Below are 26,971 nucleotides of genomic sequence, written 5' to 3'. Positions count from 1 at the left end.
GTGATTTTCCAGCTCGCCTCGCCGCCCTGCCTGCTCGGCACCTCAGCCAACCGGCCGCAACTCATTTCGCAAAGTCCGCGGCCAATCACGCAATGTCGTCAGGCCGCTTCGTGAATCACGCCCTCACCGCCGGTGGCCCCGGCAATCGCCTCAAGACCTTCATCTGCCTGATGCTCGGCGACGTCAGATTCCGACACTCGCATGCGCGGCACCCAGGGCTGGCCGATGCTCTCATGCTCGAAAACCGCCATCGACTCGACGTGCGAGGTGTGCGGGAACATATTCACCACACCGGCCAGCGTCAGACGATACCCCGCCTCATGCACAAGAAGGCCAGCATCTCTGGCAAGCGTCGCGGGACTGCATGAAACGTAGACGATGCGCTTAGGCAGGCCTTCGCACCCCTGCTGCGCCAGTTCGGCCAGCGCCTTCGATACCGCCAGGGCGCCCTCTCGCGGCGGATCGATCAAGTAACGATCAAAGGCGCCCAAGGCACGAATATCGTCTGCCGTGATATCGAACAGATTGCGGCAAGCGAACTCGGTGCGGTCCGCCACCCCATTGCGCTGCGCGTTGGCGAGCGCGCGTTCGGTCAGCGCGGTACTGCCCTCGATCCCGACAACCGATCCGGCACGGCGCGCCAGAGGCAGCGTGAAGTTGCCCAGACCACAGAACAGATCGAGCACACGTTCATGCGACTCCGGCGCGAGCAATCGCAGCGCGCGATGCACGAGAACGCGGTTGATCTGGTGATTGACCTGCGTGAAGTCGGTGGGCTTGAACGGCATCCGGATCTGGTACTCCGGAAGCGTGTAGTGCAACTCCGGCTCAAGCGGATAGAAGGGTACCGCCGTGTCCGGCCCCTTCGTCTGCACCCAGAATTGCACGCGATTCGCGTCTGCAAACGCGCGCAGCATGTCTTCATCCGCCGGCGTGAGAGGCTCGAGAATACGCAACACCAGTGCCGTCACGTCCGCGCCAATCGCCAACTCAATCTGCGGCAAACGCTCGCGAATCGATAGCGATTCGACCAGACGCCGCAGCGGCACAAGCATATCCGACACGTGACGCGGCAACACTTCGCACGAGTCCATGTCGGCCACATAGCTGCTCTTGCGCTCGTGGAATCCGATGAGGACCCCCCCCTTCTTCGGCACATAGCGCACCGTCAAGCGCGCACGGAATCGGTAACCCCAATCTGGCCCCTGAATCGGGCGAAGTATGGCTTCGGCCTTCACCTTGCCAAGGCGCGCCAGATTATCTTCGAGCACCCGTTGCTTGATGGCAATTTGCGCACGCGGTTCGAGATGCTGCATCGAGCACCCCCCGCACTTGCCGAAATGCGGACATTGCGGCTTGGCGCGCATCGAACTCGCGCGCAGCACATTGATGGCTTCCGCCTGCTCAAACTTGGGCTTGCGCCGATAGCTGAGATACGTGACGCGTTCGCCCGGCAGCGCGCCTTCGACGAAAATCACTTTACCGGGTTTAAAGTCCGGCGTACCTGGCTCTCCCTCGGGTGCGGTGCGGCCGACACCGCGCGCCTCCATGTCGAGCGATTCGATATCGATGATGCCGGGCTCGGCGCTGGGCCGATTGCGCGAGGAGTTTCGGGAGGAGCGGGTCACGTCTTCATTCTCATATGCGACAGCAAACCCGACATTTTAATCGATTCGCCCGCCATTCATGCAGCACTCGCAAGGCGATCCTGCCTAATTCGTCGCAAATGAACGGAATCACACCCAAGCGGCGAGATATTCCTTCCAGTGCGGCGCCGCTTCCTGCTCGAGCGAGCGCTTTACGAATTCGATTTCCTGATCGTACTCCGCCTGGCGCAAACCACCGCGCATCAACTGAAAACGACAGTAAACAAGGTACGTATTGACGACGTCGGTCTCGCAATAGTTGCGAATCTCTTCGAGCTTGCCGCCGCGATAAGCCTCCCAGACTTTACTGCCGTCCATCCCGAGCTTGCCGGGGAATCCGCACAGCTTGGCGAGGTCGTCGAGCGGGGCATTCGCGCGCGCCTGATACATCGCCAGCAAGTCCATCAAATCCAGATGGCGCTGGTGATAACGGCTGATGTAGTTATTCCACTTGAACTCGCGGTCGTCTTCACCCATGTCCCAATAACGGGGCGCGGCAATGCCGTGAATCATCGCGCGGTAATGCAACACCGGCAGATCGAAGCCACCACCATTCCACGACACGATTTGCGGCGCGTATTTTTCGATAGTGCGATAAAAGCCCGAGACAAGCGCTCCCTCGCCATCGTCGAGTGTGCCTAGCGACTTCACGCGGAACCCGTCGCGATCGCGGAACACGCACGAGATGGCGGCGATGCGATGCAGGTGAAGGGGCAGGAAGTCGTGCCCGACCTTTTCACGGCGCGCGGCGAAAGCGGCTTCGGCAACGGCGTCGTCGGAAAACCCTGCGTACGCCGGTTCGAGCTTGCGCAAACCGTCGACGTCGGGAATCGTTTCAATGTCGAAGACGAGTACGGGAGATGGCATGATGAAAATCAAAAGAAAGAATCAGCGAGCATCGCAATTCGGCATCGTCGCCCTGCCCGCTCGCATTCAACGCGGGATACAGGCCACCACATCTATCAGAGCACCGCGTCCTTACGAACGCCGTTCGACGCGAAATAGCGTTTGAGTTTGACGAGCGCCTCTTGCTGGATCTGACGCACGCGCTCGCGGGTCAATCCCATCTCGTCGGCGAGTTCCTCGAGCGTGGCAGGTTCCACGCGATTGAGGCCGAACCGGCGCTCGATGACATAACGATGTTTGGTGGACAGTCGCGAGAGCCACAGGCGCATGAGGTCTTCCAGCTCGCGATGCTGCACCTCCTGCTCGGGGGCCTGGCTATGATCGTCAGAAAGCAGGTCGAGCAGACTGCTGCCGGGATCGATTTCCAGCGGTGCGTCCAGCGACGCCACATGCTCGTTGAGCGCGAGGATGTCGATGATCTCCTCGGGTGTCTTGCCGGTGAGATCGGCAATATCCTCGACGCGCGCATCCCGTTGCTCACCGCCGTCGACATACGCCGCACTCTTTTCAAGGTGACGCTTTGCGCGCAGTACCTGATTGAGTTCGCGAATGACATGCACCGGCAAGCGTACCGTGCGCGCCTGATTCATGATGGCGCGTTCGATGCTCTGGCGAATCCACCACGTGGCATACGTCGAAAAACGGAAACCGCGCCCTGGGTCGAATTTTTCGATGGCGTGCATCAGGCCGAGGTTGCCCTCCTCGATCAGATCGAGCAACGGCACTCCGCGGTTGAGATAGCCCTTGGCAATGCTCACAACGAGGCGCAGATTGCGCTCGATCATGACCTGGCGCGCGGCAAACTCGCCCGCCTGCGCACGCGTGGAGAAATCAAGTTCCTCGGTGGGCGTCAGCAGCGGCTTGACACTGATGCGATTAAGATAGTGCTGGACGGTGTCGGCGGTGAGCTCGGCTTGCAACACGGTGCCGAAGTCGTCGCCGGCGGCAGCTTTGCGCTTGCGGCCGGTGGCGGCAGTGCCTCCCCCCTCCTCGGCGGTGTCGGACGGCGAGGCGTCCTCCTCCTCCGCCTCGCGCTCGTCGAAAGCGTCGTCCACGTCCTCGTCCTGCCGGGATTGCCGATCGTCAACGTCCTGATCGGTCTCCGGGGCAGCGAGGTCTTCCTCTTGCGAAGTACGACGCTTTCTCTTGAGCATTCGACCCTGCCTAGTTTATTGAGGCGGCAAATACTTCATCGGATCCACTGGCTTGCCGTCACGGCGCACCTCGAAGTGCAGCATGACACGATCTGCATCCGAGTTACCCATTTCGGCAATTTTCTGACCCCGCGTCACGGAGTCGCCTTCCTTGACCAACAGTGTGCGGTTGTGCGCATACGCCGTCAAGAAGGTGGCATCGTGTTTGATGATGACAAGGTTGCCATAGCCACGCAGGCCGGCTCCCGAGTACACCACTTTACCCGCGCCCGCCGCATAGACGGGATCGCCGGTGCTGCCAGCGATGTTCAGGCCTTTATTCTTCGAATCGTCGAAACGGCCCACGACACTGCCCTTGGCCGGCCACGAAAGCTGCAACTCGCCACTCGACACGGCAGACGGTGCCGCCGATGCCGACGAACTGGCCGGCGGTGTCACCACAGCGGGCGGCACCGATGCCGGATTGCTGCTCGCGGACGACGGCGTGCTGGCCACGGGTGCCGGCACCGGCGTACCTGTGTCGCCTGCCGGCGGCTTCACACGCAGTACCTGACCGACTTCGATCTGGTCCGGGTTTTGAATATTGTTCCATCGCGCGATGTCGCGATAGTTCTGACCGTTCTCCAGCGCGATGCGATAGAGGCGATCACCCGGCTTGACGCGATAATACCCGGCCGGCACCGGTGTGTTGTCAATGACGGGCGCGGTGCCCGGCACATTGCTGTCGGTCGTCGTACCGCCTACGGTACGGTCGACGACCGGCGCCCCGACTTGTCGCGATGCACACGCTGCCAGCATGCTCAGCAACAGGACACTGGCGACGCGTTGTTGGAAACCCGCTCGCAAATTCACTCAAATCCTCCGCAGAATAGGCCCGACGGGCTTAAATGATGCCCGATTTTAAGGGGACGAATAACACCCTATCAAGCTGCGTCTCGCGCCATTGGCGCGCACCGACGCGCTCGATGAGGGTCAAAATCTGTTGCTCACCACCCACCGGGGCGATAAGACGTGCGCCGACCGCAAGCTGATCGATCAGCGCGTCCGGAATTTCCAGTCCGGCAGCCGCGATGACGATGCCGTCGAAAGGCGCGACGGCCGGCAGGCCCAGACGCCCATCGCCGTAGTGCAGGCGAATATTGGGCACCCGCAAGGGCCGCAGGTTGGCCTTTGCCCGCTCATGCAGCGGACGAACGCGCTCAATGGAATAGACGTCGCGTGCCACGCATGACAACACCGCCGCCTGATAGCCGCAACCCGTGCCGATTTCCAGCACTTTCTCCAGTGGACGCCCCCCGCCAAGCAGCAATTCGATCATGCGCCCGACGACCGACGGCTTCGAAATGGTCTGTCCGTGCCCGATCGGCAACGCGGCGTCTTCATAAGCCTGATTAGCAAGCGCCGCATCCACGAACCCATGACGCGGCACCGTCGCCAGCGCCGCCAGCACGCCCGGGTGTTTGACGCCCGACGCCGCCACGCGTTCAGCCATTCGCGCCCGCACCCGATCCGACGTCAGCCCGATGCCATCGGGCGAACTGCCAAGGGCCGATGTGCCGGCACGGGCTGTGCCGCCAGTCGAAACCTTCCCAGGCATCGCACTGCGCACCGCGCTCTTCGCACCTGGCGCACTCCCCTTCTGAGCGACACCCGCGCCCGGCACCTTGGCGGCGGGCCGAGGAGCGCTTTTCGTGGGATGCGACGCTGGCTGAGCATGCGGTGCCGACGCTGGTCTTGCAAGTCCTTTCGGCACGACCGAGTGCGGCGCGTGCGCGCCGCCGGGCCGGGCCGAAGCCCCTGCCATCGGCGTGGAAGCAGCTCGCAGGCTGTTATGCGTCGCGGCGGAAGCACTTCCGTTCGCCGTCGGCTTTCCATTTCCCGGGTTCGCAGGCGCAGTGCCCCGCGTCATCGCGGCAGGCGGTGCACCGGCGGGACTGGCCCGCGACGCCTTGTCGAGCACCGGCGCCTTGCGTTGCCGGCGCGTCATGACTTCGGCAAGAGGAAGAGGAAAACGCTTCGGCGATGTCGTCATCGTTGGGCCACCCCTGCGCTGGCCAGCCAATCGTGCACGACGCCAAGTCGTGCGGTATGCGTGAGATCCAGTTGCAAGGGGGTGACCGAGACGTAATCGTGCGCCACGGCATGGAAATCCGTGCCTTCGCTGCTATCGCGAGCATCGCCGGCCGGACCGATCCAGTAAATCGTTTCGCCGCGCGGGCTTTCCTGACGGATCACTGGCTGCGATTGGTGTCTTTTCCCAAGACGCGTCGCGAGCGAGCCCTTCAGGTGGTCGTACGGCAAATTGGGGATATTGACGTTCAAAAGGAAGGGGGCCCCCAGCGGGCGCTCCATATAACGCTCGACAATCTCGCGCGCTACACGCGCTGCGCTTTCCAGATGATCCCAGCCTTTGTTGACTTGCGAGAACGCGAACGAAGGAACGCCGAAGAGAAAACCCTCGGTGGCCGCTGCCACGGTACCGGAGTACAACGTGTCTTCGCCCATGTTCTGGCCATTGTTGATGCCGGAGACCACGATATCGGGCCGCTCGTCGAGCAGCCCGGTCAGCGCCACGTGCACACAGTCGGTCGGCGTGCCGTTGATGAACGTGAAACCGTTGCCCGCCTTGAACACGGAAAGCGGTCGTTGCAGGGTCAGAGAATTGGACGCACCACTACAGTTCTGTTCGGGTGCCACCACGGTAATGTCGCCAAGCGGTGCCAGCGCCTCATATAGCGCGGCCAGGCCCGGCGCCTGATACCCATCGTCGTTGCTGAGCAGGATTCGCATGCGGCAATTGTAACCGAGGAAAGGTGCTCGGATATGACGCCATAGCGGCATCGGTCGCGTCTTCGCCACGGCACGGCGTCGACAGTTTTGCCACGGTCCTGCCACAAGTTTGCCGCCAATCGGTCATGGCCGCCGGCGGTGAAACTACGCCCGCCGAACGGCCCGACACGCCGTTACATCTTCTCGGTCTCTCCGGCTTGCGGCTGCCAGACAAGCAAACGCCGCTCAACCACCCCCACCAGCCCATCGAGCACGAGCGCAAACGCCGTCAGAATCAGCACCCCGGCGATGACCGCGTTGATGTCGAAGGTTCCTTCCGCTTGCAGGATCAGATAACCGACGCCTCGCGCCGAGCCGAGGTACTCCCCGACCACGGCCCCCACGAACGCGAGTCCGACGGAGTTGTGCAGACTGGAGAACACCCAACTGGTAGCGCTCGGCAGGTACACGCGACGCAACAACTGACGCTGATTCGCCCCTAGCATGCGCGCATTCGCCAGCACGACCGGGCTCACCTCTTTCACGCCCTGATAGACGTTGAAGAACACGATGAAGAACACCAGCGTCACGCCCAGCGCCACTTTCGACCAAATGCCAAGCCCGAACCACACACCGAAGATCGGCGCGAGGATGACGCGAGGCATCGAGTTGGCCGCCTTGATGTAGGGATCGAGCAGCGCCCCCGCACTTGGCGAGAGTGCAAGCCAAAGCCCCACAGCCAACCCGAACACGGTACCGATCGCGAAGGCGAGCACCGTCTCCACCAGCGTGACGCCAAGATGAAGATAGATCTCGCCACTGACAAACCATTGCCAGATCTGGAGCAGCACCTTCTGCGGCTCACCGAAGAAAAAAGCCGCCTTGTCGGGGCTGTCGAAATAGAACGCGGGCAGCAGCGTCGGGCTCGTGAGAACGTACCAGACGAGAAAACCCACCACCAGCAGCAGCCATTGCCACAAACGCAGGTGGCGCATGAACGAACGATTACGCATGACGAACGAATTCCGGGAATATCAGACAAGCCACCAGGCGAATCAGATGGGCCAATCGAACAAGCCAAAGCCGTCCGGCAAATTGAACCATTCCATCCAGTCCAGCCAGCGCGCCCAGCCGCACACACCTATCACGAGCCCTGAGATATCACACATGACGATTCAGACAGCCTTCAACTGTTGCGCATAGCCCTTGAGCACCTCCTCGCGCAACACGTCCCAAATCTGAGCATGCAGTTCGGTGAAGCGCGGATGATTCCGAATTTCCGCCACATCTCGCGGACGTGGCAGATCGATCCGGAATTCCCCGATGGGATGCGTGCCCGGCCCTGCCGCAAGCACCACGACACGGTCCGATAGCGCGATCGCTTCGTCCAGATCGTGCGTGATGAACAGCACCGCACGGCGCTTGGCTGCCCACAACTCGAGCAACTCGTTTTCCATGAGCTGACGCGTCTGGATATCGAGTGCCGAGAACGGTTCGTCCATCAAAATGATGTCCGGATCGAGAATCAGCGTCTGCGCCATGGCGACACGCTTGCGCATGCCGCCCGAGAGTTGGTGCGGATAACGATCACCGAACCCGCCCAACCCCACACGCTTGAGCCACTCGTTTGCGCGCACCGACGCTTCCTCGGGCGTCACGCCTCGGAATTCGAGACCTGCGCTCACGTTGTCGATGGCGTTGCGCCAAGGCATCAATGCTTCGGCCTGAAACATATAGCCCGCGCGCGAGTTGATGCCTTTGAGCGTTTCGCCAAACACCTTGACGGTGCCGGACGATGGCGCCAACAGCCCGGCAGCGACGTTGAGCAACGTCGATTTGCCGCACCCCGTCGGGCCAACGACCGAGACAAACTCGCCCGGCGCGATATCGAGCGAGGTATCGGCCACCGCGGTGTAACGTTTCGAGCGATCGTCTCGCGCGACAAACGTACACGAAATACTGTCGAAACTAAGCGCCGGCGCAGTCATCATTTGTACTTGGCATCGGCCTTCTTGGTGAACTCATTCGTGAACGTCTTCGACAGGTCGATCGACTTGCCCTTGACCGTCTCGTCAAACGCCTGCAACGTGCGTAGCGCGGTCGCCGGGCCATCCGCAGGAATCAGGCCGTCCGGCGAAATGGCTTCTTTCACGCGGCTCCACGCATCGAGGTACAGCGCGCGGTCACCGAGCAGATAGGCGTCGGGCACCGTCTTGATGAGGTCCGACGGCCCTGCCGTCTGGAGCCAGCGCAGCGCACGCACCATGGCATTCGTGAGCGCCTGCGTCGTGTTCGGATTCTTCTGAATGAACGATTCGTTCGTATACAGACACCCCGCCGGCATGTTTCCGCCGAACACCGACACCGTTTCCTTGAGCGTACGCGTGTCCGAGATCACACGAATCTCCTTACCGCGCTCCAGCATGGTGATCACCGGATCGAGATTGACGATGGCGTCGATATTGCCCGAGCGAATTGCAGCAAGCGCCCCGGACGACGCACCGACGCCGACGAACGCCACCTCATTGGGCTTGACACCGCCCTTGGCAAGCACGAAGTTCGCCATGATGTTCGTCGACGAACCCGGCGCCGTCACGCCGATCTTCTTGCCGCGCAGGTCGGCCAGCGACTTGTAGTTCGGCATGGTCTTGTTCGACACACCGAAGACGATCTGCGGCGCGCGTCCCTGCAGGACAAACGCTCGGATGTACTGATTTTTCGCCTGCAACAGGATCGTATGTTCGTAAGCACCCGATACCACATCGGCACTACCGCCCACGAGGGCTTGCAATGCCTTCGAGCCGCCAGCGAAGTCGGAAATCTCGACGTCGAGCCCTTCGTCCTTGAAGTAATTCAGACGTTCGGCAATCGTAAGCGGCAGGTAATAGAACAGATTCTTGCCGCCGACGGCAATCGCGACCTTGGTCTTTTCAGGCTTGCCCTGGGCGAAGCCCGGGCGAATGCCCGTGCCGATCAGGCCGGTGGCGGCCAGTGCCGTGACGAACTGACGTCTTTGCATAGTGTTTGTCTCCGTGGTTGCAGCGTTCTTTCTTCGTCTGACGTGCTTGTTATTCGCGGATCGCGGCGAGTGCCACGCCCCGTGATACTGCGCGTGATCGCGTCGGTTCAGATGACGCCACCCTCGCGCAGTGCCTTGATTTGCCCGGCATCATAACCCAGTTGCCCAAGCACTTCGTCCGTGTGAGCACCCAGTGCCGGGCCGAGCCATTGTGTCTGGCCAGGCGTGTCCGATAGCTTCGGCGTGACGTTAGGCAAATCGATAGGGGTGCCATCCGGAAACGTGTGTCGCTGGATCATCTGACGCGCGATGAACTGCGGATCTTTGAACATGTCGGCTACGGTGTAGATACGGCTCGCAGGCACATCTGCCCCTTGCAACACGGCCAGCGCTTCGTCGATGGAGCGCCCGCGCGTCCAGTGGCCGATCGCCTCGTCGATTTCCTGCGTGCGCGGCACACGGCCATCGTTGTGCGCCAGCGCGGGATCTTCTGCCAGATCGGAGCGCCCGATGGCATGCATCAGGCGCTTGAAGATCGGGTCGCTGTTGCCCCCCACGACGATCATGCCGTCGGCACAGGGATAGGTGTTCGAGGGCACGATGCCGGGCAGCGACGCGCCCGTTCGTTCTCTCACCATGCCGGCCACGCTGTATTCCGGCACCACGCTTTCCATCAGGTTGAAGACGGCCTCATACAATGCGACGTCGACCACCTGTCCTCGCCCGCCGTTCACGTTGCGGTGATGCAGCGCCATCATCGCGCCGATCACGCCGTGCAATGCCGCAATGGAATCGCCAATGGAGATACCGATGCGCGGCGGCGGCAGATCGGGATAGCCCGTAATGTGACGCAGCCCGCCCATCGACTCGGCAATCGCGCCAAAGCCGGGCCGGTCGCGATACGGCCCCGTCTGTCCATATCCCGACAGGCGCACCATCACGAGCCCCGGATTCTCGGCCGACAGTTGTTCGTACCCCAACCCGAACCGCTCGAGCAAACCGGGACGGAAATTCTCGACCACGATGTCGGCCTGTGCCGCGAGCTTACGCACGATCTCCTGCCCCTCGGGGGACTTGAGGTTGATCGTCACCGATTTCTTGTTGCGAGCCTGCACTGCCCACCAGAGCGATGTGCCTCCTGCATCGGGGTGCATCTTGCGCCACTTGCGAAGCGGATCGCCATGCTGCGGATCTTCGATTTTGATGACTTCGGCCCCGAACTCGCCCAACATGCGCGCGGCAAACGGGCCGGCGATGAGCGTGCCGAGTTCAAGGACTTTCACGCCAGCGAGCGCACCACGCGCCGGCAAGCCGGCGCCACTGGCGGCAGGCGAGGCGGAAGATTCGGGAGACGTGCCGGCGGCGAAGGCCGTAGACGCCGTGGCAGGACCTTGCGGCAATGCAGATTCAAACGGCTTGGACGACTTGGACAACGCGTAGACTCCTGTGCCTTGCGACGGCCATCACCATCGACTTCGCGACGCCGCCCGAGGGCAACGCCTGTGCAAATGGGTGGCAAATGAAGTTCGTATAGTAATTCGACACTCGGCTATCGGCCAATAACCTCGCAGCAGATCCTGGAAAGTTCCGAGTCAAATCGATCCGAAGTCCGATCGAACGGCGCATCGGCGATATCTCATGTTTCGAACAGATGACGCGCCCCGCGCTGCGCTGCAATATAAATGGCCTCGCCGCGATTGCGCGCGCCGAGCCGCCGATACAGGGCGGAGACATGCGTCTTGGCGGTCCCCTCGGAAATCACCAGTTGCTGGCAGATCGTTTTGATGGATAACCCGCGCGAGAGCAGCGCGAGAATTTCGTACTGCCGCTGGGAGATGCCGAGCAGCGCCGATTCGGCCAGTTGTGTCGCCTTGTCGCCCCCCAGCGGGAACACCGGCAAACGCGAGAGCGGCAACGCCTCTCCCATGGCCTCCTGCCGCCAGAGCACGAGTAACGCCGAGAGCGCTTCCTCCGGCACGAATCGTCCCCCCGAGAACGCAAGATCGAAGACCGAACGAATTCGCGCGACCGAATTCGGCCAAGGCAGGCATGCGGCAACGCCCGCCTGGAGCCAGCGAATGATCTCATCGGGAAAACCCGCATCGCCGATGACGATGACGGGCACCGGCGGCACACATTCGGCCGCCGTCGTACACAGGGTGTCGACAGCCGGCGTACGGGCCACCGATTCTTCGAGTACGAGCGCGCGCCGCGAAGGCAATTCGCGTAACCAGAGCCAGTCCTGCACCGTCACATCGCCGACATGACGCAAGACCGGCGGTATCGCGTTCGCTTCGGTTTGCAACGCGATTTGCAGGCCGCCCAGCCAGGTGGCAGCCTCACCTACGACCAGCACACGCATGGTTTCCCCTGTCGTTCCGGTCAGCACCGTAGTACTGCCGTCCCCCGCTTTTTTTTGTCACGCCCGCCGCATGCCTCATTTGCCAGCTCAGGAATGGTAAACATCCCCCGTCGCCAGCACGAAAACCGAGGAAATCCTCAGGTGTTCGTCATACTTTACGCATCAGGCGTCACCTCGCTTTCGGCCGAGTTTACGCGTGAAGCCCGCATGGCGGCACGTTCCCCTCTCGATAATGCCGATCATTGTTGCCTCAGCGCGACAAACCGCGATCTGCGTAAATTATTTACTCAATTTTCGGAGATTCCGCTATTACTTTTTTCCCTTTCTTTTCTCAAATCGCGCAATAGAATACAAGCAGTGTTGGGAGGACAGCACGCGGAGGCCGGGGGGCACGCTATGTTCAAGATCACCATCAAGACGATGCGCAGTGCCACGTTCAGCTTGGCAGCTGCGTGCTTTGCAAGTGCTGCGCAGGCCGACATTACCGGCATTGCCGGTGTCCCGGTCGCCGTGAGCGACATGCTGCTCGCCAACACTCGTGCGGCGAACCTGCAGCAAAGTGTCGTCGCCAATCTGTCTGGCGCGACACCGGTCGTCGTCGTACCCGTCAACACCACCACAACCACAGCCAACAACGTTCGTCTGTGGGACGAAGTCATTCCTCCAGCGCCGGCACCCAAGCCAACTCAGGCATCAGCGACTTTGCCGGCCCAGCCACGCCCGACTGTGACAGCGTCGGCCTACTCACCCAACTCGCCGCCGTCCCTCGCGCCGGGCTTGCAGACGACGAGCCTGAAAGTCAATGCCAGCGTCGGCCGCGTACCTGTCGGCATCTCACATTGACCGATGGGCCGGTAGCACCGCGACACCTTCAAGACCCGTTCTCTTTACCTCGTATTGCTGCGCGCCCCCGATCAAGGTGACGCGCAGCACACGCTTTGCACAATCGACTTCTGCTCGGCGCCACGCGCCGAAAGCATCATCAGAACGTGTACGGGAAGCGCAGGCCGACGACATAGTTCGGTGCATCCGGCGACATGCCGGCGTTGACGTAACCATTCACGGTCCAGTGCTTGTTGATCGCGTAGTTGATGCCGAAGTTGAGCGATGCCGCGTTGGTCGTGCTGCCCGCCACCGTGGTCCAGGAGCCACCCGGCGTGGCCGTCTTGGTCGCACGCGAGATCGCCGTCGAGTACGAGATCGATAACGCGGTCTTGTCGTTGAGCGCCAACGCCATCCCGGCGCCAACCTGAACGATGTCGCCCAACTTGACCTTCGCGGGCTGCGTCGTGCCTTCGATGGTCGAGATGTCGTCGAACGTGCGAGCCACGTTGTACGTGTACGCCACGTTGGCAAACAGCACGATCGGATCGTAGGTGCGCAAGAACGACAGGCCGGCCGTGACCGCCCAGATCCCGTTCCCCGTGGGCAGACGCGAGGGCGTCGTCAGGTTGTTGTTGGTCGGATCGGGCGTACCGAGCTTGATGCCGAACGGCGACGTGCCGGTCGGCGCGGTCACCCGCAACGACGCCACGATATCGGGCCAGTTCGCATTCTCCTTGACGATCTGGTAATACAGGGATGCATTGACGTCGCCGATGTTCGCCGAATTCTTGCTGATATCGCTGATCGACGACGCCGCGCCGCCCACCCCACCCGAAATGAAGTCGGAATTGCGGTAGAGGTACGGCACGTCGAACGCCACACTCAACCGGTCGTTGATACCGTAGCGCGTGTTGACGTCGAACGTCCACACATTGGCCTTGGTCTGGCCGAGGTTCAACTGACCGAGGAAGATGGCGTCGAGGGCGAGAAAACCGCTCAACACGAGTTGGCGACGGTCGTAGTAGCTGTAACTGATACCGGCGTCGATAGTGAGCTTGCGGTCGAACAGCGGCGCATGCTGCGCCTGCACCACCGCCTCTTCGGCCGGCGTGCGCTGCGAGTCGCTCTCGCTCTTTTGCATCTGCTGCGTCTCGCCGATCGGCGTGGCCGTTGTCGGGCCCGCAGCCCCGGCAGCACCGCCGCCGGGGGTACCTGCAGAGCCAGCGGCCGAACCATCGCCGGGAGAGACCTGCGCAATCTGCGCAGTGTCCCACGCGGTCAAACCGCGACCGCGTTGCGCCATCTCAATGTCGGTGAGGCGCTGTTTCAGAGAAGAAATTTCCCGCTGCTGCCGGTCGACCATGTCCATCAACATTTGCAGACGGTCGTCCGGCGATGGGTTCGTATGCTCCTGAGCCTGGGCCGATAGCGTGAAAAGCAGTACCCCCAACGGAATAGCGGCAACGGGAAAAAAGCGGTGAGTCTTCATGATCCCCCCCGGGTAAAAGTGCGGACAGGCGTCCGCGCGCAATCCAACAAACGTGTATTACCAACAACGTTGTCCTTGCTGCTCGACTGCGGGGTGACGCGTGCGAAACCCGTTGCCATTCACCTCGATATGTCATGCGCGGGCCCTGCCGACATCACCTGCTTTGCGCCGCGGGTGTTGCTGCGGCGACGCCCCACTTCTAGTTTTCATCGTGTCCGGCGACGACTTGCATTGCCGGACACTGCTGCCGGCGTCGCCCCGTGCACACACGGCAGCGCGACGCCGTTACTTCACTTGCTCTTCACTTCATCGGCGCAGGGCGACCATGTTCGCCATTGCGTTCTGAATGCCGGCCTGACGCAGCGCGTTCGACGTGAGCGGACTCGTCTGCAGGTTCAATTGCATCGTGTTCATGACCTGCTGAGCATTACCCGCGACCTGCACGACCTGCATGATCTGGTTCATCGCCGCGCCGGCACCGCCGCCCACGCTCTGACCGAGATTGCCGTTCGGCGTATTGAGCGAGATCTGCATACCTGCGGACGTAATGGCCACGCTCGCGTTCAGGTTGCCCACCGTCGTGCGCGAACTGTTCGCGCCCTGCCCGCTGACCGGTACCAGCGTGGTAATCAATATCCCAGGGCCGAACTGAATTGTGGCTTTGTTCAAGGCATTGTTTGCATCTCCCGCAACTTGCGTAATCTGAGCCACGCCATTCACGAGCACGCTCATCCCACCCGCTACGGCTTGTGTGATTGGTGTGGTCGCGCTCACGAAGCCGGGGATGATGCCGGTGGCTGCGCCAGTCTGCAGTTGGAAGCCGGAACTCCCTTGGCTGACGCCGAGCACACCGGTGGCCGCCAGGCTCGCCCCGGTCGGCATCTGCCATTGCGACTGCATCACGAGCTGAAAGCCGGTGATCATGTTTTGTTGCGCGTACTTGCCGGTCGCATGCGCGAGCACTTCGTCGCTCACGGGCGTCCACGTCTCGGGCACCACGCTCGATGCAAATGCCGGCAGGGCGCTCGCAAACAGCGGTATTGCCAGCATCGGAACATATCGGTTCATGATGGTCTGATCTCAAAACAGGTCCGCCCGGATGATGCCGAAATCCACCATCGGGGTCGGTGACGTCCCGGTCGCCAGCGCACTGTCGCGCAGCTTGACTGCCAGGGATTCGTTTCCTTTGAGCAGCGGTGAATCCTCCATAAACGGCTTGCCGATGACCGCCAACACCAAGCCGTTCCATTGCTTGGCAAAATCGGCTTGCTCGATGATGCGATTGCCGAGCGCCGGATCGGATACGAACACGCGTCCGTCCTTCGCTGCCTTGATGACCACAAAATGCTGATAGCCGTTGACGTCGATCAGCGCGATAACCGGGATCTTCAGGTCGTAAAGCGCGTTCACGTCAACTTTGAAACCTCGGCCCTCGAGTCCAAGCGTCTCCACGAATTTCTTCATGTCGAGCATCGAGAAGCCATTTTTGATGACCGTTTCCGGATTGGAAAACACCATCATTTTCTGGATCAATTCCGGCTCGGGAATATCGATCCCGTAGCCATAACGCAGCAGTGTTGCCAGGGCTGCCGATCCACAACTGAAGTCGTATTCCTGCTGGACCAGATTCACGTAGCGCATCGATTTGAACGAACGCATCTTCTTGACCGCCGGTACACCCGTCGAAGACTCGAGATTCACCGATGCGTACTGCGCGTGCCCGGCCACGCTTGCGCACGCCAGAGCGCAAACCGTAGCGATCCTTACAGCGGCACGACGCGCTTCACTCATGACACACCTCATGAAAAAACCGGCCCGGGAATTCCCGGACCGGTTAGCGACATCACTTGATTGCCGAGATGGCGAGGTTGTTGGCCTGCACGTTGCCGATACCCGAAGCCACGTTCACGCCGACGTTGCCGCTAGCAAAGGCGAGTGCGCCGTTACCCAGCGAAGCGTTGGCGATGAAGTCACCCGAGGCCTTCATGCTTGCCGATTGGTCGGTTTGCGCCGTCGAGTTGGCTGCGCCGCCCTTGTGCCAGCCACTGCCGCCTTGCGAGACTGCTGCTGACAGACCGTTCTCCTGCACGTTGCCGACGCCCGCAGCCACGTTCACACCCACGTTCCCGGTTGCACCGGCGAGAGCACCATCACCCACGCTGGAGTTGACATAGAACTGCGAGATGCTGGCCGAGCCCTTCGACGACTGGTTCGCGAACACCTGAGCCGAGGCATACACCGGCTGAGCATTGAGCGAAGCGATCGCGACATTGTTGGCCTGCGCGTTGTCGGCGCCTGCTGCCACGTTCACACCGATGTTGCCGTTGGCGTTAGCCAGCGCACCATGGCCGAGCGTTGCGCCCATCGTCTGGTACTGCGCCGTGTTGAAGTGGTACGTAATCGCTCCCTTGGTCCATACGGTGGACTTCGTGAACGTGTTGGTGAAGCCCCACAGTGCGGCTGCGGCAACCGTATCGCTCTCGACCGATTCATTGCCGTGGTTCAGGACGGCATGGAACGATGCATCAAAGCTCTTCTGCGTGTTCAGGAAGCCTGCTGCCAGGAACCCGGCGGCCTGCTGCGACTGCTGTTGGTAGGCATAGCCGCCCCAGGCCGAGTGCTCACCAGCACCGAAGTTACCGAAGAGGTAGCCGCCATACACGGCCCAACCGCCCGGCAGGGGAATCACGCCGCCGCCGACAATACCTGCACCGCCAGCGATATTCGAGTATTGATACCCGCCACCTGTGATGAAACTGCCCGAACCCGAGCTAGACTGCCCTGCCACGTAAGCGGCACCGGCCTGGAACGATTGGCTCGTGTTCAGGTGGCCGCTCGCGCTGGCACTCACCCACGACGTGGAGTTGTCGTAGTGCGTGGTCGTCTTGCCTGCCAACAGGTAAGCGCTGCCCTGATCCGACACCGTCGTCGTCTTCGAGTCGACGCCATACGTGACCTTGCCCGTCACAAAGCTGCCAAGCAGCGGCCCCTTCAGATTCACGCCGTGTACGTCTACGCTCTGATTGCTTTGCACGACGGCGTTGCCGGTGTTATCCACCGTGACGCAGCCCCTGATGCCGATCAGCCCGAAAATGCCGACCAGATTCAGAACGTTGGTCTCGTTGCCGATGAACGAGAAGCTATATTGCTGGTGATTGGGCGACGCCAGGGCGCTACCCGTTGCAACCAGCAGTGCAGCCGCTGCAATTGCTTTCGTTTTCATGACCATCTCCTTGACGAGAGAGTTACCCAGTTAAAAAGATGTGCCCGCCGGGGGACGGAGCACAAAAACATTTGCGGTTACATTGCCTATCCCAGCCGACTGGTTGACTTGGACCACACCGCTCGCCCCGCGAAAAGCGTCACCGGATATCGACGCCGTGCGGAACCGATCGTTGAGGTTGTCGCGCCCAGCCGGGCCACCCTTGGAGATCGCAGCGGATAGTGCCGTATCCGATACGCTCGCCACTCCAGACGCATCGCCAGTCACAATGACGGTCGCGTTGCGTTGAAGATTGCCGGCACCGCTCGCCTGGTTGACTTGCGTCAGCCCCGAGGTGCCTGAAAATGCGTTGCCTTGAATCGCGGCGCTGGCAGCGCCGGTCGTCGATGTGACGAGGGCTTGCTGATTAGTGCTCGACGCACCGACCGTCAGCCCGCCGCCGTTCGCGATCACGGCGCTGTTGGCCTGGGCGTTGTTGACACCCGCCGCCTGGTTCACCCCCAGCGCCCCGGTCACGCCCACCGCCACACCGTTCTCGATCGTGGCGTGCGTGCCGGCCAGTTCGCCGTTCACAATCCATACGTCCTGTGCCGACGACACGCCGGCAAATGTCGCCAGTAACGCCGCGACGGCCAGAGGGAGGGCGCGCTGCGCGCCGCACAACCCGCGATGTGCGCTCATTTCGCCGCTCCCGCCGCACCGATGCTGGTGAGCGGTGCCAACGCCGAGTTGATCACCGACGGCACGAGCGTGCCGATGCTGCCGACACCACCGCCGGCCCCGGCGCCGAACCCGCCGCCGACACCGTTCGAGGTATTGAGCCCGTTACCCCCACGGGCATTGCCCACGAGCACGCCCATCACCGGGTTGATGCCGGATTGCACGGCGCTCGTCACGAGCCCCACATTGCCGCGCCCTGTCAATTCACCATCGGTGACCTGATTGACGGCCCCCATGGCGGTATTGAAGGGCCCCGTCGGGAAGGCAGGCACCGAGACGGCGATGGGGTTCTCGACGCGCGGCAGACCGCGGTACGCGATCTCGGGGCCGATGCTGCGCTCGACCACGATGTCGCCGGGCGCCGCCGGTTCGGCATGTGCACGTCCGGGCAACATTGCCGGTGTCAGCGCCACGATCATCGTGGCGAGCAGACTGCCGGCATGGGTCATGGAAATGGGGGTCATCTTGTTCACCGCGTCGTGTAAGTCACACGCGTCACCTGAATGTTGTTCACGCCATTCGACAGTTGTTGCGGACGCGGCGTCGGCGTCACGGCGCCGGGCAGTTCGTCCCACAACGTAACGCCGTTGGCGAGCGCCATTCCGGGTGACTTGACCATCGCGCCGCCTTGCAGATTGCGGCCGCGCTGGCTTCCGAGTTGTTCGTCGTCGATGCGGGCGGCAGCGAGTGGCATGCCGGCTTCGCCCATACGATTGCCATCGGCGGCGTTGCCCGAGTCGTCGCTGCTTGCGACAGCCGCGGCTTCGTCTGCGCACGGCTGTGCAGCAACCGGCGCCACGACGCTGGTATCGGCGTCGGAGATCGACATGACCGGACGCACCGTCGTGCCAAACGATGCCGGCACCATCGAGCCGGTAAGCATCGCGACATGCATGAGCGGCGAGCGCGAGACGTCCTGAGCGTGCGCCGGTACGGCACACAGACCGAGCGCCACGACGACGGCTGCGCTTAGTGCGCTGGCGCTTTGTCGTACGCGGTACTGCATTTCGGTGGTGAGAATTCGCATCGCTAAGCCCTCCTTGCCCGGCTCAATAAAGCGACTTCCGTGCCACCCGCCTTAAGTGATTGAAAATATTGGCGTTAGTTTTTTCGAACGGATGGCATGCGAGGGCAAGTGTGCGAAAACGTTTCAGCATTGATACGTAGCCTGCGTCTGGCCGCGAATGTCAGCACCATCGTGCGAGCGCCGGACCTTCCGAACTGCGAACGATATCGACGTCACCAGCGACGGGTGCCGAAGAGGCCCGGCTTACAAGGGGCTCGTGTGACGGATTTGCGTCGAAATTGCCGGGCAACGGGATAACGACATGGCGCTGTCACATGGGATCGTGCGTGGCACGATGGCGTGCGCTCCCCCGGATGTTTCATCTTTGATGTGTTCGCGAGACACCCCTCGACACCGGTTTCGCGGCACGGCGAAGCCACAGAACATCGCCTCGTGATGGCGTCGGGAGAGATGCCCGATGCTCCATCGCCTGAAAGCACGCGCGACATCTCGGGACGCGTTCGCTCGATGCGTGAGACAACGCAATGCGTATGGGAATGACATATTGGGAATGCCACAGACATCGCTCGAATCGCCCGTCGTTATTGGCGATGGCAACAATCGTGGAACGAGAGGACAGCGGGAAGCATATCGATGGTTTGCGGCGCCTTCGGGGGATTCGACACGGCGATACTCAGGAGCCCAAAAAGAAACGACCGCCCTGCTCATCACAGGACGGCCGCCCTCTCTTCGCCAGAAGATATCAGGCCGGCACGCCCGATTCGTCGCCACGCATCCCGTACCGGCACATGAGCCGATAGAGGGTAATGCGTGAAATGCCCAACTCTGCTGCCACGTCCGTCAGCCGGTGACAGTGGCGCAGCAATGCCTGCTCGATGGCCGTTCGCTCGGCCTCCGCGCGAATTTCTTCCAACGTGCGCACCAACGTCGGTACCCACGGCAGCAAATCAAGGTCCTTCGCCGAGATTGTGCGACTGTCGGCCATCACGATGGCGCGGCGCACGCGGTTGATCAACTCGCGCACGTTGCCCGGCCAGTGATATTCGTACATCGCCTGCACCGCGCACTGCGTGAAGCCACGGATCTTGCGATGGTTGTCGCCTTTGAAGCGTTGCAGCACATGGTGCGCCAGAATCTCGATGTCCTGTCCGCGAGCGCGCAGCGGCGGTTCCTCCACGCGCAGCACGCACAGGCGGTGGTACAGATCCATGCGGAAACGGCCTTCCTTGACAGCCTCCTCCAGATCGACGTGCGTTGCGGAGATGATGCGCACATTGACCGGAATCACCTCGTGACCGCCCAGACGCTCGATCGCGCCCTGCTGCAGAAAACGCAACAGACTCGCCTGACTCTCGAACGGCAGATCCCCGATTTCGTCGAGCAACAGCGTACCGCCGTTAGCAGCCTCGACCCGGCCGATCTTGCGCGCATTCGCGCCGGTAAAGGCACCGCGCTCGTAGCCAAATAGTTCGGACTGCATCAGATGCGGAGGAATCGCCCCGCAATTGATCGCCACGAACGGCCCCTTCGCGCGCAGTGAGCGCTCGTGGATAGCCACCGCAGTCAGCTCCTTGCCCGTGCCCGACTCGCCCGAGATGAACACGGGAGCATCGGTATTGGCAACCTTGCGAATGGTGCGAAAGAGTTGCTGCATCGCCTCGCACGTTCCGACCATCTCCTGATCGCCGCCCACTTGCGGCGTGAAGGTCGGCACTTCCGAGAGCGACGCCATGCCCCACGCATGACCGATCGAATGCGCGAGCTGATCGTTCGTACACGGAACGTTGACGTAGTCGAAGCAGTAATCGCGAATCAGCCGGCGAATGGCTGTTGTCGTGAGTTGCTCGGGATTCGTGGCCGCCACCCAACCGACAGTGGCAGGTTGCATGCAGGACTCGAATGCCCCCATCTCGCGGTCGCTATAACCGCTCGCCAGGTCAATGAGTGCTGCACTGGTGACCCCCGGATTCAAAATGCGACCGACGTCGCTGGCGCTCTTGGCCGGCACGACTTGCCAGCCTTGCTCTCCCAGAAACGACAGCAAGCCATCGTTATGCTTTCGGGAGGCGTAAATCAGGGTGCGCCCGGTATCGTTAGCCATACCTTAACTCCCTGCCTAAGCAGTGCCTGCGTACAGTTTTTTGGTCTTCGACCGGATCTGCACAACAGATATACGGCCCCACGCCGCTCGAGAGTTATGGTGTTCCCCCGCAACTGGGTCCTCAAGTCGGCAGGTTCAGTCTAGAAGACAGGGGTGGGCGCAGGTATAGCGAAAAACAGCTAATCCGATTGGATGACTGGTACCAGTACCTACGCGCAAGTGCGGGCGGCGTCACGTCCGCGTCATGCTCAGAGCGTATGCCGGTCGAGGACTGCGCGAGCGATGGTGCCGGCGTCCACATACTCCAGTTCGCCCCCAACAGGCACGCCTCGCGCCAGTCGGCTCACGCGCAGACCGCGGGCTTTGAGCATCTGTCCGAGGTAGTGGGCGGTGGCTTCGCCTTCGTTGGTGAAGTTGGTGGCAAGCACCACTTCCTTGACCACGCCGTCGGTGGCGCGGCGAATCAACTGCTCGAAATGTATTTCGCCCGGCCCCACGCCGTCGAGCGGCGAGAGATGGCCCATGAGCACGAAATACAGCCCCTTGAAGGTCATCGTCTGCTCGAGCATGTTCTGGTCGGCAGGCGTTTCCACGACACACAACAGGCTCGTATCGCGCTCGGGATCGAGGCACGTCTCGCAGACTTCGACTTCGGAAAACGTATTGCAGCGCGCGCAATGGCGGATCTGCTCGGAGGCATGCACCAGCGCTTCGCCCAGCCGCACCGCGCCTTTGCGGTCACGTTGCAGCAGGTGGTAAGCGATGCGCTGCGCGGACTTCGGACCGACACCCGGCAACGCGCGCAAGGCGTCGACGAGTTCCTGCAGGCTCGAGAGCTGGGGCATGCGTCGTCTTTCTCTGGGGACTGGCGAGCGATGCTCAGAACGGCATCTTGAAGCCCGGCGGCAGCGGCAGACCGGCGGTCAGGCCACCCATCTTTTCCTGCGCGGTCGCTTCAGCCTTGCGCACGGCGTCGTTGAACGCAGCCGCCACCAGGTCTTCGAGCATGTCCTTGTCGTCCGCCAGAAGGCTCGGATCGATGGTCACGCGGCGCACGTCGTTCTTGCACGTCATCACCACCTTGACCAGACCGGCGCCGGACTGACCCTCGACTTCGATCTGAGCCAACTGTTCCTGCGCCTTCTTCATGTTTTCCTGCATTTGCTGAGCCTGTTTCATCAGACCCGCGATGTTTCCTTTCAGCATCTTGACTCCTGAGTAAATCGTATGAGGGGCATGCAGCGTGTGTAACGCGCGTTTGGGAGGATAGTTCGAAACCTCGTGCCGTTTCGCGAAAGCGAATTTGCCTATTGTACCGGGCGAATGCTGCCCGGCAGGATCTGCGCGTCGAATTCGTCGATCAATTCGCGCACCACCGGATCGCCGGCAATCGCCTGTTCCGCCGCCCGTTGACGCGCGGCGGCCGCTTCTGCCGCGAGCGACGCCGCCGTCGTGCCCACTTGCCCGAGCTCAACGTGCAATTGCACCTCGGTGCCGAAGTGCTCTGTAAGCACCTGACGCAGCTTGTCGGTGGTGGCCGCATCCGCCAATTGACGCAACGGCACGCGCAGACGAAGCGCGCGCCCTGCCACTTCCGTCAGTTCGCTCTGGAAGGCCAGCTGCTGAGCGAGGCCTCGCGCCGGGAGTTCTGCAGCCAACGCCGGCCATTCACCGGCAAAGACCGGTGCAACGCCGTCGGCTTCCCGGTAGACGCAGGCTCGCTGCGGCGCGGCAGGTGCAAGCGGTGGTGTCGCAGATCCGGCAGGCTCGGGCTCTGGATCGGCGCCGGCCGGCGCATCATCCGACGCACGCGAGGCGCTGCCGCGATTCGCGCTGGCGGCACCGCCCCCCGTACGCCCAGCCGTGCCCTTACGGCCCGCATTGAGCGCCGCGAGCGCAGCACGGGCGGGCGACATCGGCGCACCGTCGGTCGGCGCGCTGGCGCGAGCTGCCGGGGCCCGACGTGCTTCGGGCTGTGCCGCTGGAGCAGCGGGAGCGGCGGGAGCAGATGCCGCGGACGGGCGAGTCGGCTCACCCGCAGGCGCACGCGACGGTGCGGCGGCGCGCGCGACGCCAGCCGATTGCGGCGTCGGCGGCTCGGCAAGCGTGCCGCCCGCGAGCAACGGCGTAAACGCTGCCATACGCAGCAGCGCCATCGAAAAACCGGTGTATTCGTCGGGGGCAAGGCCCAGTTCACCGCGCGCCCGCGTAGCGATCTGGTAATAGAGTTGCACGGCTTCGGGAGACAACGCTTCGGCCAGACGCCGCACGTCGGCCGCTTCGGGCCAGTCGTCGGAGACCGCCTGCGGCGCGTATTGCGCCAGTGCAATTTTGTGCAGCAAGCTGCCGAGATCCTGCAATCCAGCGGCAAACGAGAAGCTGCGCTCGGCCATTTCGTCGGCAACGGCCAGCAGGTCTGAGCGCGACTCGTCCTTAAGGGCATCGAGCAGACGCACGAGCACGCTCTGATCGATCGCGCCCAGCATGCCGCGCACAGCGGTCTCGCTCAGCGGGCCCGCCGCGTAGGCGATGGCCTGGTCGGTGAGCGACAACGCGTCGCGCATGCTGCCGCCCGCCGCCTTGGCGAGCAGGCGCAACGCCTGCGGCTCGCTCTCGATACCTTCTTCGCCAAGGATGTTCGTCAGATGCGACACGATGTGCCCGGCCGGCATCTGCTTCAGATTGAATTGCAGGCAGCGCGACAGCACGGTGACGGGAATCTTCTGCGGATCGGTCGTCGCCAGAATGAATTTGACGTGCGCGGGCGGCTCTTCCAGCGTCTTGAGCATCGCGTTGAACGCGTGGCCCGTCAGCATGTGCACCTCGTCGATCATGTAGACCTTGAAGCGCGCGTCCGCCGGTGCATAGACGGCCTTCTCGAGCAGCGACGTCATCTCGTCGACGCCGCGATTCGACGCCGCGTCCATTTCGACGTAGTCGACGAAGCGCCCCTCGTCAATGGCACGGCATGCCTTGCAGACGCCGCACGGCTGCGCCGTAATCCCCGTCTCGCAATTGAGCGCCTTGGCCAGAATGCGCGAGAGCGTGGTCTTGCCGACGCCGCGCGTACCGGTAAACAGATAGGCGTGATGCAGACGCTGTTGCTCGAGCGCGTGCGTCAACGCACGCACGACATGCTCCTGGCCCACCAGGGTCGAGAAGCCTTTGGGGCGCCATTTGCGCGCGAGTACTTGATAGGTCATGCCAAATTGTAACAGTTCGGCGGTGTGCTTCAGCACCGATGTCAACGCCCAATCAGGCGTTCGCGGCCTGCCAAATCCGGCAGGCTATCGGCCCGATAGAAAAAAATGTTGCGCGATTCTACCAAGGCCATCGAGCCCACGCGATACGCGGTGAAACAGCGAGGATATCGATCGGCGGTAAGCGTCCGCAGACAACGAGAGTCACGTCGCGTCCGTTCACAATGGGGACGATAAACGGCAGCGCCAAACGAGAGAAGAATTTGCGCAGAACGCGCGGAGAACATCGATAAAACAAGGAGGTAGGTGACGAGCCTGACCCTCGGCACTGGTAGAAAACGGCTGTGGCTGCTTCGTTCCCGACCTGACCAGATTGGCCGCGCCACCATGCGAGGAGGCCCGTCAGGAACGAATTCTACCAGAGTCGCCGCTCCAACAGAAGCTCAATTTCCGCGAGAGCATCGTATATGACCGCCCGCCGGGGGGTATTGCGGCATGTGAGGCACCGCGCGCAAGCGTTTGCGATTTCCGCTAAGATGGGCACAAACTGCATTGGCGCACGCTATTGAAGCACGCGATTGCAGCCTCCATATGGAGAATGCACGCCCAGCTAAACCGGGTGACATCTCTAGCGTCGGTGAAAGCGAGCCGTTTTCGCCGGACGTTTCCGAATAGTCAGACGAGGCAACTTTACTCATGAGCGAACAAATCAAGCACATTTCCGACGCCAGCTTCGACGCGGACGTTTTGAATTCCGACAAGCCGGTCCTTCTCGACTTCTGGGCAGAATGGTGTGGTCCGTGCAAGATGATCGCCCCGATCCTGGAAGACGTGGCCAAGGAGTACGGCGACAAGGTGCAGATCGCCAAGATGAACGTCGATGACAACCAGGCGACCCCGGCCAAGTTCGGCATCCGCGGCATCCCGACGCTGATCCTGTTCAAGAACGGCGCCGTCGCGGGCCAAAAGGTCGGCGCCCTGGCCAAGGGTCAATTGACCGCATTCCTCGACCAGCATCTGTAATCCTGAGCCGAAGGCAGCCGGGGCCTTTGTCGTCGCCGTGCGACACCCCGGCGCCCAATACACGGCACAGCGCTTGCGCCCCGCGCTGCTTGCTATATAATCCGGCGGAAAGCATCTCAAAGTTCTTCGAGCGTTCGCTCATCTTTTTTCCCTGATACTTCACTTGTCGTCCAACGGACGGCACCTCCGTATGCATTTATCCGAACTAAAGTCCCAGCACGTCTCCGAACTGCTTGAAATGGCGAATGGCCTCGAGATCGAGAACGCCAACCGCCTTCGCAAGCAGGAGCTGATGTTCGCCATTCTGAAGAAGCGCGCAAAGACCGGCGAAACCATCTATGGCGACGGTACGCTCGAGGTGCTGCCGGACGGCTTCGGTTTTCTGCGCTCGCCTGAGACGTCGTATCTGGCCAGCACGGACGATATCTATATCAGCCCGTCGCAGATCCGCCGTTTCAACCTGCATACCGGCGACACGATCGAAGGGGAAGTGCGCACGCCGAAGGACGGCGAACGTTATTTCGCGCTCGTGAAGGTCGACAAGGTCAATGACCATCCGCCCGAGGCCTCGAAACATAAGATCATGTTCGAGAACCTCACGCCGCTGCACCCGAACAAGCCGTTGCTGCTCGAGCGCGACATTCGCGGTGAAGAGAACGTGACGGGCCGCATCATCGACATGATTGCCCCGATCGGCAAGGGCCAGCGCGGTCTGCTCGTGGCCTCGCCGAAGTCGGGCAAGACCGTGATGCTGCAACACATCGCTCACGCGATTGCCACCAACCATCCGGAAGCCAAGCTTTTCGTGCTGCTCATCGACGAGCGCCCGGAAGAAGTGACCGAAATGCAGCGCTCGGTGAAGGGCGAAGTGGTCGCTTCGACGTTCGACGAACCGGCCACGCGTCACGTGCAAGTCGCCGAAATGGTGATCGAAAAGGCCAAGCGCCTGATCGAAATGAAGCAGGACGTCATCATTCTGCTCGACTCGATCACGCGTCTGGCTCGCGCCTATAACACGGTAATCCCCGCGTCTGGCAAGGTGCTCACCGGCGGTGTGGACGCCAACGCGCTGCAACGCCCGAAGCGTTTCTTCGGCGCGGCGCGTAACGTCGAAGAAGGCGGTTCGCTCACGATCATCGCCACGGCGCTGATTGAAACCGGCAGCCGCATGGACGACGTGATCTACGAAGAATTCAAGGGCACGGGCAACATGGAAGTGCACCTTGAGCGCCGCCTCGCGGAAAAGCGCGTCTACCCGTCGATCAACCTGAACAAGTCGGGTACGCGCCGCGAAGAACTGCTCATCAAGCCGGAAATCCTGCAAAAGATCTGGGTGCTGCGCAAGCTCATCTACGATATGGACGAGGCCGAAGCCATGGAATTCCTGCTTGGCAAGATCAAGCAGACGAAGAACAACGCAGAGTTCTTCGACCTGATGCGCCGCGGCGGCTGATTCCACCCCGGCACATCAAGCGAAAAGCCGCGACGCCTGTCGCGGCTTTTTCTT

General features: G+C 61.8%; 25 protein-coding genes and 1 other RNA gene. 3 read left to right on the top strand and 23 right to left on the bottom strand.

Features of this window, described 5'->3' with window-relative positions; translation table 11 throughout:
- Positions 1-98: 98 nt before the first annotated feature.
- The 11 genes from rlmD to PCO31110_RS26025 all read right to left on the bottom strand — a co-directional run bounded on the left by rlmD (position 99) and on the right by PCO31110_RS26025 (position 11,856).
- Positions 99-1,628, bottom strand: coding sequence for a 23S rRNA (uracil(1939)-C(5))-methyltransferase RlmD (rlmD, locus tag PCO31110_RS13040; protein ID WP_281350622.1), 1,530 nt, complete (start codon positions 1,626-1,628; stop codon positions 99-101).
- Positions 1,629-1,736: 108 nt separating this feature from the next.
- Positions 1,737-2,513 carry a 3'-5' exonuclease gene (locus tag PCO31110_RS13035; protein ID WP_036661088.1) on the bottom strand — a complete coding sequence of 259 codons (777 nt, stop codon included), beginning with the start codon at positions 2,511-2,513 and terminating at the stop codon, positions 1,737-1,739.
- Between the two features lie 95 nt (positions 2,514-2,608).
- Positions 2,609-3,706: an RNA polymerase sigma factor RpoS gene (gene rpoS / locus PCO31110_RS13030; protein WP_010807295.1), complete on the bottom strand. Its 1,098-nt coding sequence runs from the start codon at positions 3,704-3,706 to the stop codon at positions 2,609-2,611.
- Between the two features lie 15 nt (positions 3,707-3,721).
- Positions 3,722-4,504, bottom strand: a complete 783-nt coding sequence (locus tag PCO31110_RS13025; RefSeq protein ID WP_246189846.1) for a peptidoglycan DD-metalloendopeptidase family protein — start codon at positions 4,502-4,504, stop codon at positions 3,722-3,724.
- A gap of 85 nt (positions 4,505-4,589) precedes the next feature.
- Positions 4,590-5,738, bottom strand: coding sequence for a protein-L-isoaspartate(D-aspartate) O-methyltransferase (locus PCO31110_RS13020; RefSeq protein WP_010807297.1), 1,149 nt, complete (start codon positions 5,736-5,738; stop codon positions 4,590-4,592).
- Positions 5,735-6,496 (bottom strand): 5'/3'-nucleotidase SurE, encoded by a 762-nt coding sequence (surE, locus tag PCO31110_RS13015; RefSeq protein ID WP_010807298.1) that lies wholly within the window; start codon positions 6,494-6,496, stop codon positions 5,735-5,737. The genes PCO31110_RS13020 and surE overlap by 4 nt, the downstream gene beginning before the upstream one ends.
- Before the next feature lie 173 nt (positions 6,497-6,669).
- Positions 6,670-7,488: an ABC transporter permease gene (locus PCO31110_RS13010; RefSeq protein WP_150690597.1), complete on the bottom strand. Its 819-nt coding sequence runs from the start codon at positions 7,486-7,488 to the stop codon at positions 6,670-6,672.
- 162 nt (positions 7,489-7,650) lie between these two features.
- Entirely contained in the window at positions 7,651-8,463 is an 813-nt protein-coding gene (locus PCO31110_RS13005; RefSeq protein WP_010807300.1) for an ABC transporter ATP-binding protein, read from the bottom strand.
- Positions 8,463-9,494: an ABC transporter substrate-binding protein gene (locus PCO31110_RS13000; RefSeq protein WP_010807301.1), complete on the bottom strand. Its 1,032-nt coding sequence runs from the start codon at positions 9,492-9,494 to the stop codon at positions 8,463-8,465. Before PCO31110_RS13000 ends, PCO31110_RS13005 begins: the two co-directional genes overlap by 1 nt.
- Positions 9,495-9,601: 107 nt before the next feature.
- Positions 9,602-10,804 (bottom strand): CaiB/BaiF CoA transferase family protein, encoded by a 1,203-nt coding sequence (locus PCO31110_RS12995; RefSeq protein ID WP_036661091.1) that lies wholly within the window; start codon positions 10,802-10,804, stop codon positions 9,602-9,604.
- Between the two features lie 326 nt (positions 10,805-11,130).
- Positions 11,131-11,856, bottom strand: a complete 726-nt coding sequence (locus PCO31110_RS26025; RefSeq protein WP_010807303.1) for a helix-turn-helix transcriptional regulator — start codon at positions 11,854-11,856, stop codon at positions 11,131-11,133.
- 93 nt (positions 11,857-11,949) lie between these two features.
- Here PCO31110_RS26025 and PCO31110_RS12985 point away from each other — a divergent pair, with 93 nt between their 5' ends.
- Complete coding sequence (locus PCO31110_RS12985) at positions 11,950-12,699, top strand: hypothetical protein (RefSeq protein ID WP_150690596.1); 750 nt, start codon at positions 11,950-11,952, stop codon at positions 12,697-12,699.
- A 139-nt stretch (positions 12,700-12,838) separates the two neighbouring features.
- Here the strand turns inward: PCO31110_RS12985 and PCO31110_RS12980 are convergent, their stop codons facing one another.
- From PCO31110_RS12980 to ffs, 12 genes are all read right to left on the bottom strand, one after another.
- Positions 12,839-14,170 (bottom strand): hypothetical protein, encoded by a 1,332-nt coding sequence (locus tag PCO31110_RS12980; RefSeq protein ID WP_036660917.1) that lies wholly within the window; start codon positions 14,168-14,170, stop codon positions 12,839-12,841.
- A 306-nt stretch (positions 14,171-14,476) separates the two neighbouring features.
- A complete protein-coding gene (locus tag PCO31110_RS12975; protein ID WP_010807306.1) occupies positions 14,477-15,238 on the bottom strand; it encodes a hypothetical protein in 762 nt (253 codons plus the stop codon).
- A 12-nt stretch (positions 15,239-15,250) separates the two neighbouring features.
- On the bottom strand, positions 15,251-15,961 hold the full coding sequence (locus tag PCO31110_RS12970; protein WP_246189826.1) for a C39 family peptidase: 711 nt from the start codon (positions 15,959-15,961) through the stop codon (positions 15,251-15,253).
- A 52-nt stretch (positions 15,962-16,013) separates the two neighbouring features.
- Positions 16,014-17,393, bottom strand: a complete 1,380-nt coding sequence (locus tag PCO31110_RS12965; RefSeq protein ID WP_010807308.1) for a FapB/FapC family functional amyloid domain-containing protein — start codon at positions 17,391-17,393, stop codon at positions 16,014-16,016.
- A gap of 30 nt (positions 17,394-17,423) precedes the next feature.
- Positions 17,424-18,074 (bottom strand): FapB/FapC family functional amyloid domain-containing protein, encoded by a 651-nt coding sequence (locus PCO31110_RS12960; RefSeq protein WP_010807309.1) that lies wholly within the window; start codon positions 18,072-18,074, stop codon positions 17,424-17,426.
- A complete protein-coding gene (locus tag PCO31110_RS12955) occupies positions 18,071-18,577 on the bottom strand; it encodes a FapA family amyloid fibril periplasmic chaperone (protein ID WP_150690595.1) in 507 nt (168 codons plus the stop codon). The genes PCO31110_RS12960 and PCO31110_RS12955 overlap by 4 nt, the downstream gene beginning before the upstream one ends.
- Positions 18,578-18,582: 5 nt before the next feature.
- Positions 18,583-19,140, bottom strand: coding sequence for a hypothetical protein (locus PCO31110_RS12950; protein ID WP_010807311.1), 558 nt, complete (start codon positions 19,138-19,140; stop codon positions 18,583-18,585).
- Between the two features lie 742 nt (positions 19,141-19,882).
- Complete coding sequence (locus tag PCO31110_RS12945) at positions 19,883-21,241, bottom strand: sigma-54 dependent transcriptional regulator (RefSeq protein ID WP_010807312.1); 1,359 nt, start codon at positions 21,239-21,241, stop codon at positions 19,883-19,885.
- 248 nt (positions 21,242-21,489) lie between these two features.
- Positions 21,490-22,086 carry a recombination mediator RecR gene (recR, locus tag PCO31110_RS12940; RefSeq protein WP_010807313.1) on the bottom strand — a complete coding sequence of 199 codons (597 nt, stop codon included), beginning with the start codon at positions 22,084-22,086 and terminating at the stop codon, positions 21,490-21,492.
- A 34-nt stretch (positions 22,087-22,120) separates the two neighbouring features.
- On the bottom strand, positions 22,121-22,447 hold the full coding sequence (locus PCO31110_RS12935) for a YbaB/EbfC family nucleoid-associated protein (protein WP_010807314.1): 327 nt from the start codon (positions 22,445-22,447) through the stop codon (positions 22,121-22,123).
- Between the two features lie 101 nt (positions 22,448-22,548).
- Positions 22,549-24,444, bottom strand: a complete 1,896-nt coding sequence (gene dnaX, locus PCO31110_RS12930; RefSeq protein WP_150690594.1) for a DNA polymerase III subunit gamma/tau — start codon at positions 24,442-24,444, stop codon at positions 22,549-22,551.
- Between the two features lie 302 nt (positions 24,445-24,746).
- Positions 24,747-24,845: signal recognition particle sRNA small type (ffs, locus tag PCO31110_RS12925), an RNA gene on the bottom strand.
- Positions 24,846-25,137: 292 nt separating this feature from the next.
- Between ffs and trxA the strand changes: the two genes are divergently transcribed.
- Positions 25,138-25,464, top strand: coding sequence for a thioredoxin TrxA (trxA, locus tag PCO31110_RS12920; protein ID WP_010807316.1), 327 nt, complete (start codon positions 25,138-25,140; stop codon positions 25,462-25,464).
- 190 nt (positions 25,465-25,654) lie between these two features.
- Positions 25,655-26,917, top strand: a complete 1,263-nt coding sequence (rho, locus tag PCO31110_RS12915; protein WP_010807317.1) for a transcription termination factor Rho — start codon at positions 25,655-25,657, stop codon at positions 26,915-26,917.
- Positions 26,918-26,971: the final 54 nt, after the last annotated feature.

The organism is Pandoraea communis, assembly GCF_902459745.1.
In the GTDB taxonomy this organism is placed as follows: Bacteria; Pseudomonadota; Gammaproteobacteria; order Burkholderiales; family Burkholderiaceae; genus Pandoraea; species Pandoraea communis.
Note: the sequence above shows the minus strand (reverse complement) of the source record. Positions and strands in the feature narration are given on the sequence as shown.

Excerpts from the sequence above, each read along its gene's own strand:
- PCO31110_RS13035 (WP_036661088.1), bottom strand. The coding sequence starts at position 2,513 with ATGCCATCTCCCGTACTCGTCTTCGACATTGAAACGATTCCCGACGTC.
- rpoS (WP_010807295.1), bottom strand. The coding sequence starts at position 3,706 with ATGCTCAAGAGAAAGCGTCGTACTTCGCAAGAGGAAGACCTCGCTGCC.
- PCO31110_RS13025 (WP_246189846.1), bottom strand. The coding sequence starts at position 4,504 with ATGCTGGCAGCGTGTGCATCGCGACAAGTCGGGGCGCCGGTCGTCGAC.
- PCO31110_RS13020 (WP_010807297.1), bottom strand. The coding sequence starts at position 5,738 with ATGACGACATCGCCGAAGCGTTTTCCTCTTCCTCTTGCCGAAGTCATG.
- surE (WP_010807298.1), bottom strand. The coding sequence starts at position 6,496 with ATGCGAATCCTGCTCAGCAACGACGATGGGTATCAGGCGCCGGGCCTG.
- PCO31110_RS13010 (WP_150690597.1), bottom strand. The coding sequence starts at position 7,488 with ATGCGTAATCGTTCGTTCATGCGCCACCTGCGTTTGTGGCAATGGCTG.
- PCO31110_RS13005 (WP_010807300.1), bottom strand. The coding sequence starts at position 8,463 with ATGACTGCGCCGGCGCTTAGTTTCGACAGTATTTCGTGTACGTTTGTC.
- PCO31110_RS13000 (WP_010807301.1), bottom strand. The coding sequence starts at position 9,494 with ATGCAAAGACGTCAGTTCGTCACGGCACTGGCCGCCACCGGCCTGATC.
- PCO31110_RS26025 (WP_010807303.1), bottom strand. The coding sequence starts at position 11,856 with ATGCGTGTGCTGGTCGTAGGTGAGGCTGCCACCTGGCTGGGCGGCCTG.
- PCO31110_RS12985 (WP_150690596.1), top strand. The coding sequence starts at position 11,950 with ATGGTAAACATCCCCCGTCGCCAGCACGAAAACCGAGGAAATCCTCAG.
- PCO31110_RS12980 (WP_036660917.1), bottom strand. The coding sequence starts at position 14,170 with ATGAAGACTCACCGCTTTTTTCCCGTTGCCGCTATTCCGTTGGGGGTA.
- PCO31110_RS12975 (WP_010807306.1), bottom strand. The coding sequence starts at position 15,238 with ATGAACCGATATGTTCCGATGCTGGCAATACCGCTGTTTGCGAGCGCC.
- PCO31110_RS12970 (WP_246189826.1), bottom strand. The coding sequence starts at position 15,961 with ATGAGTGAAGCGCGTCGTGCCGCTGTAAGGATCGCTACGGTTTGCGCT.
- PCO31110_RS12965 (WP_010807308.1), bottom strand. The coding sequence starts at position 17,393 with ATGAAAACGAAAGCAATTGCAGCGGCTGCACTGCTGGTTGCAACGGGT.
- PCO31110_RS12960 (WP_010807309.1), bottom strand. The coding sequence starts at position 18,074 with ATGAGCGCACATCGCGGGTTGTGCGGCGCGCAGCGCGCCCTCCCTCTG.
- PCO31110_RS12955 (WP_150690595.1), bottom strand. The coding sequence starts at position 18,577 with ATGACCCCCATTTCCATGACCCATGCCGGCAGTCTGCTCGCCACGATG.
- PCO31110_RS12950 (WP_010807311.1), bottom strand. The coding sequence starts at position 19,140 with ATGCGAATTCTCACCACCGAAATGCAGTACCGCGTACGACAAAGCGCC.
- PCO31110_RS12945 (WP_010807312.1), bottom strand. The coding sequence starts at position 21,241 with ATGGCTAACGATACCGGGCGCACCCTGATTTACGCCTCCCGAAAGCAT.
- recR (WP_010807313.1), bottom strand. The coding sequence starts at position 22,086 with ATGCCCCAGCTCTCGAGCCTGCAGGAACTCGTCGACGCCTTGCGCGCG.
- PCO31110_RS12935 (WP_010807314.1), bottom strand. The coding sequence starts at position 22,447 with ATGCTGAAAGGAAACATCGCGGGTCTGATGAAACAGGCTCAGCAAATG.
- dnaX (WP_150690594.1), bottom strand. The coding sequence starts at position 24,444 with ATGACCTATCAAGTACTCGCGCGCAAATGGCGCCCCAAAGGCTTCTCG.
- trxA (WP_010807316.1), top strand. The coding sequence starts at position 25,138 with ATGAGCGAACAAATCAAGCACATTTCCGACGCCAGCTTCGACGCGGAC.
- rho (WP_010807317.1), top strand. The coding sequence starts at position 25,655 with ATGCATTTATCCGAACTAAAGTCCCAGCACGTCTCCGAACTGCTTGAA.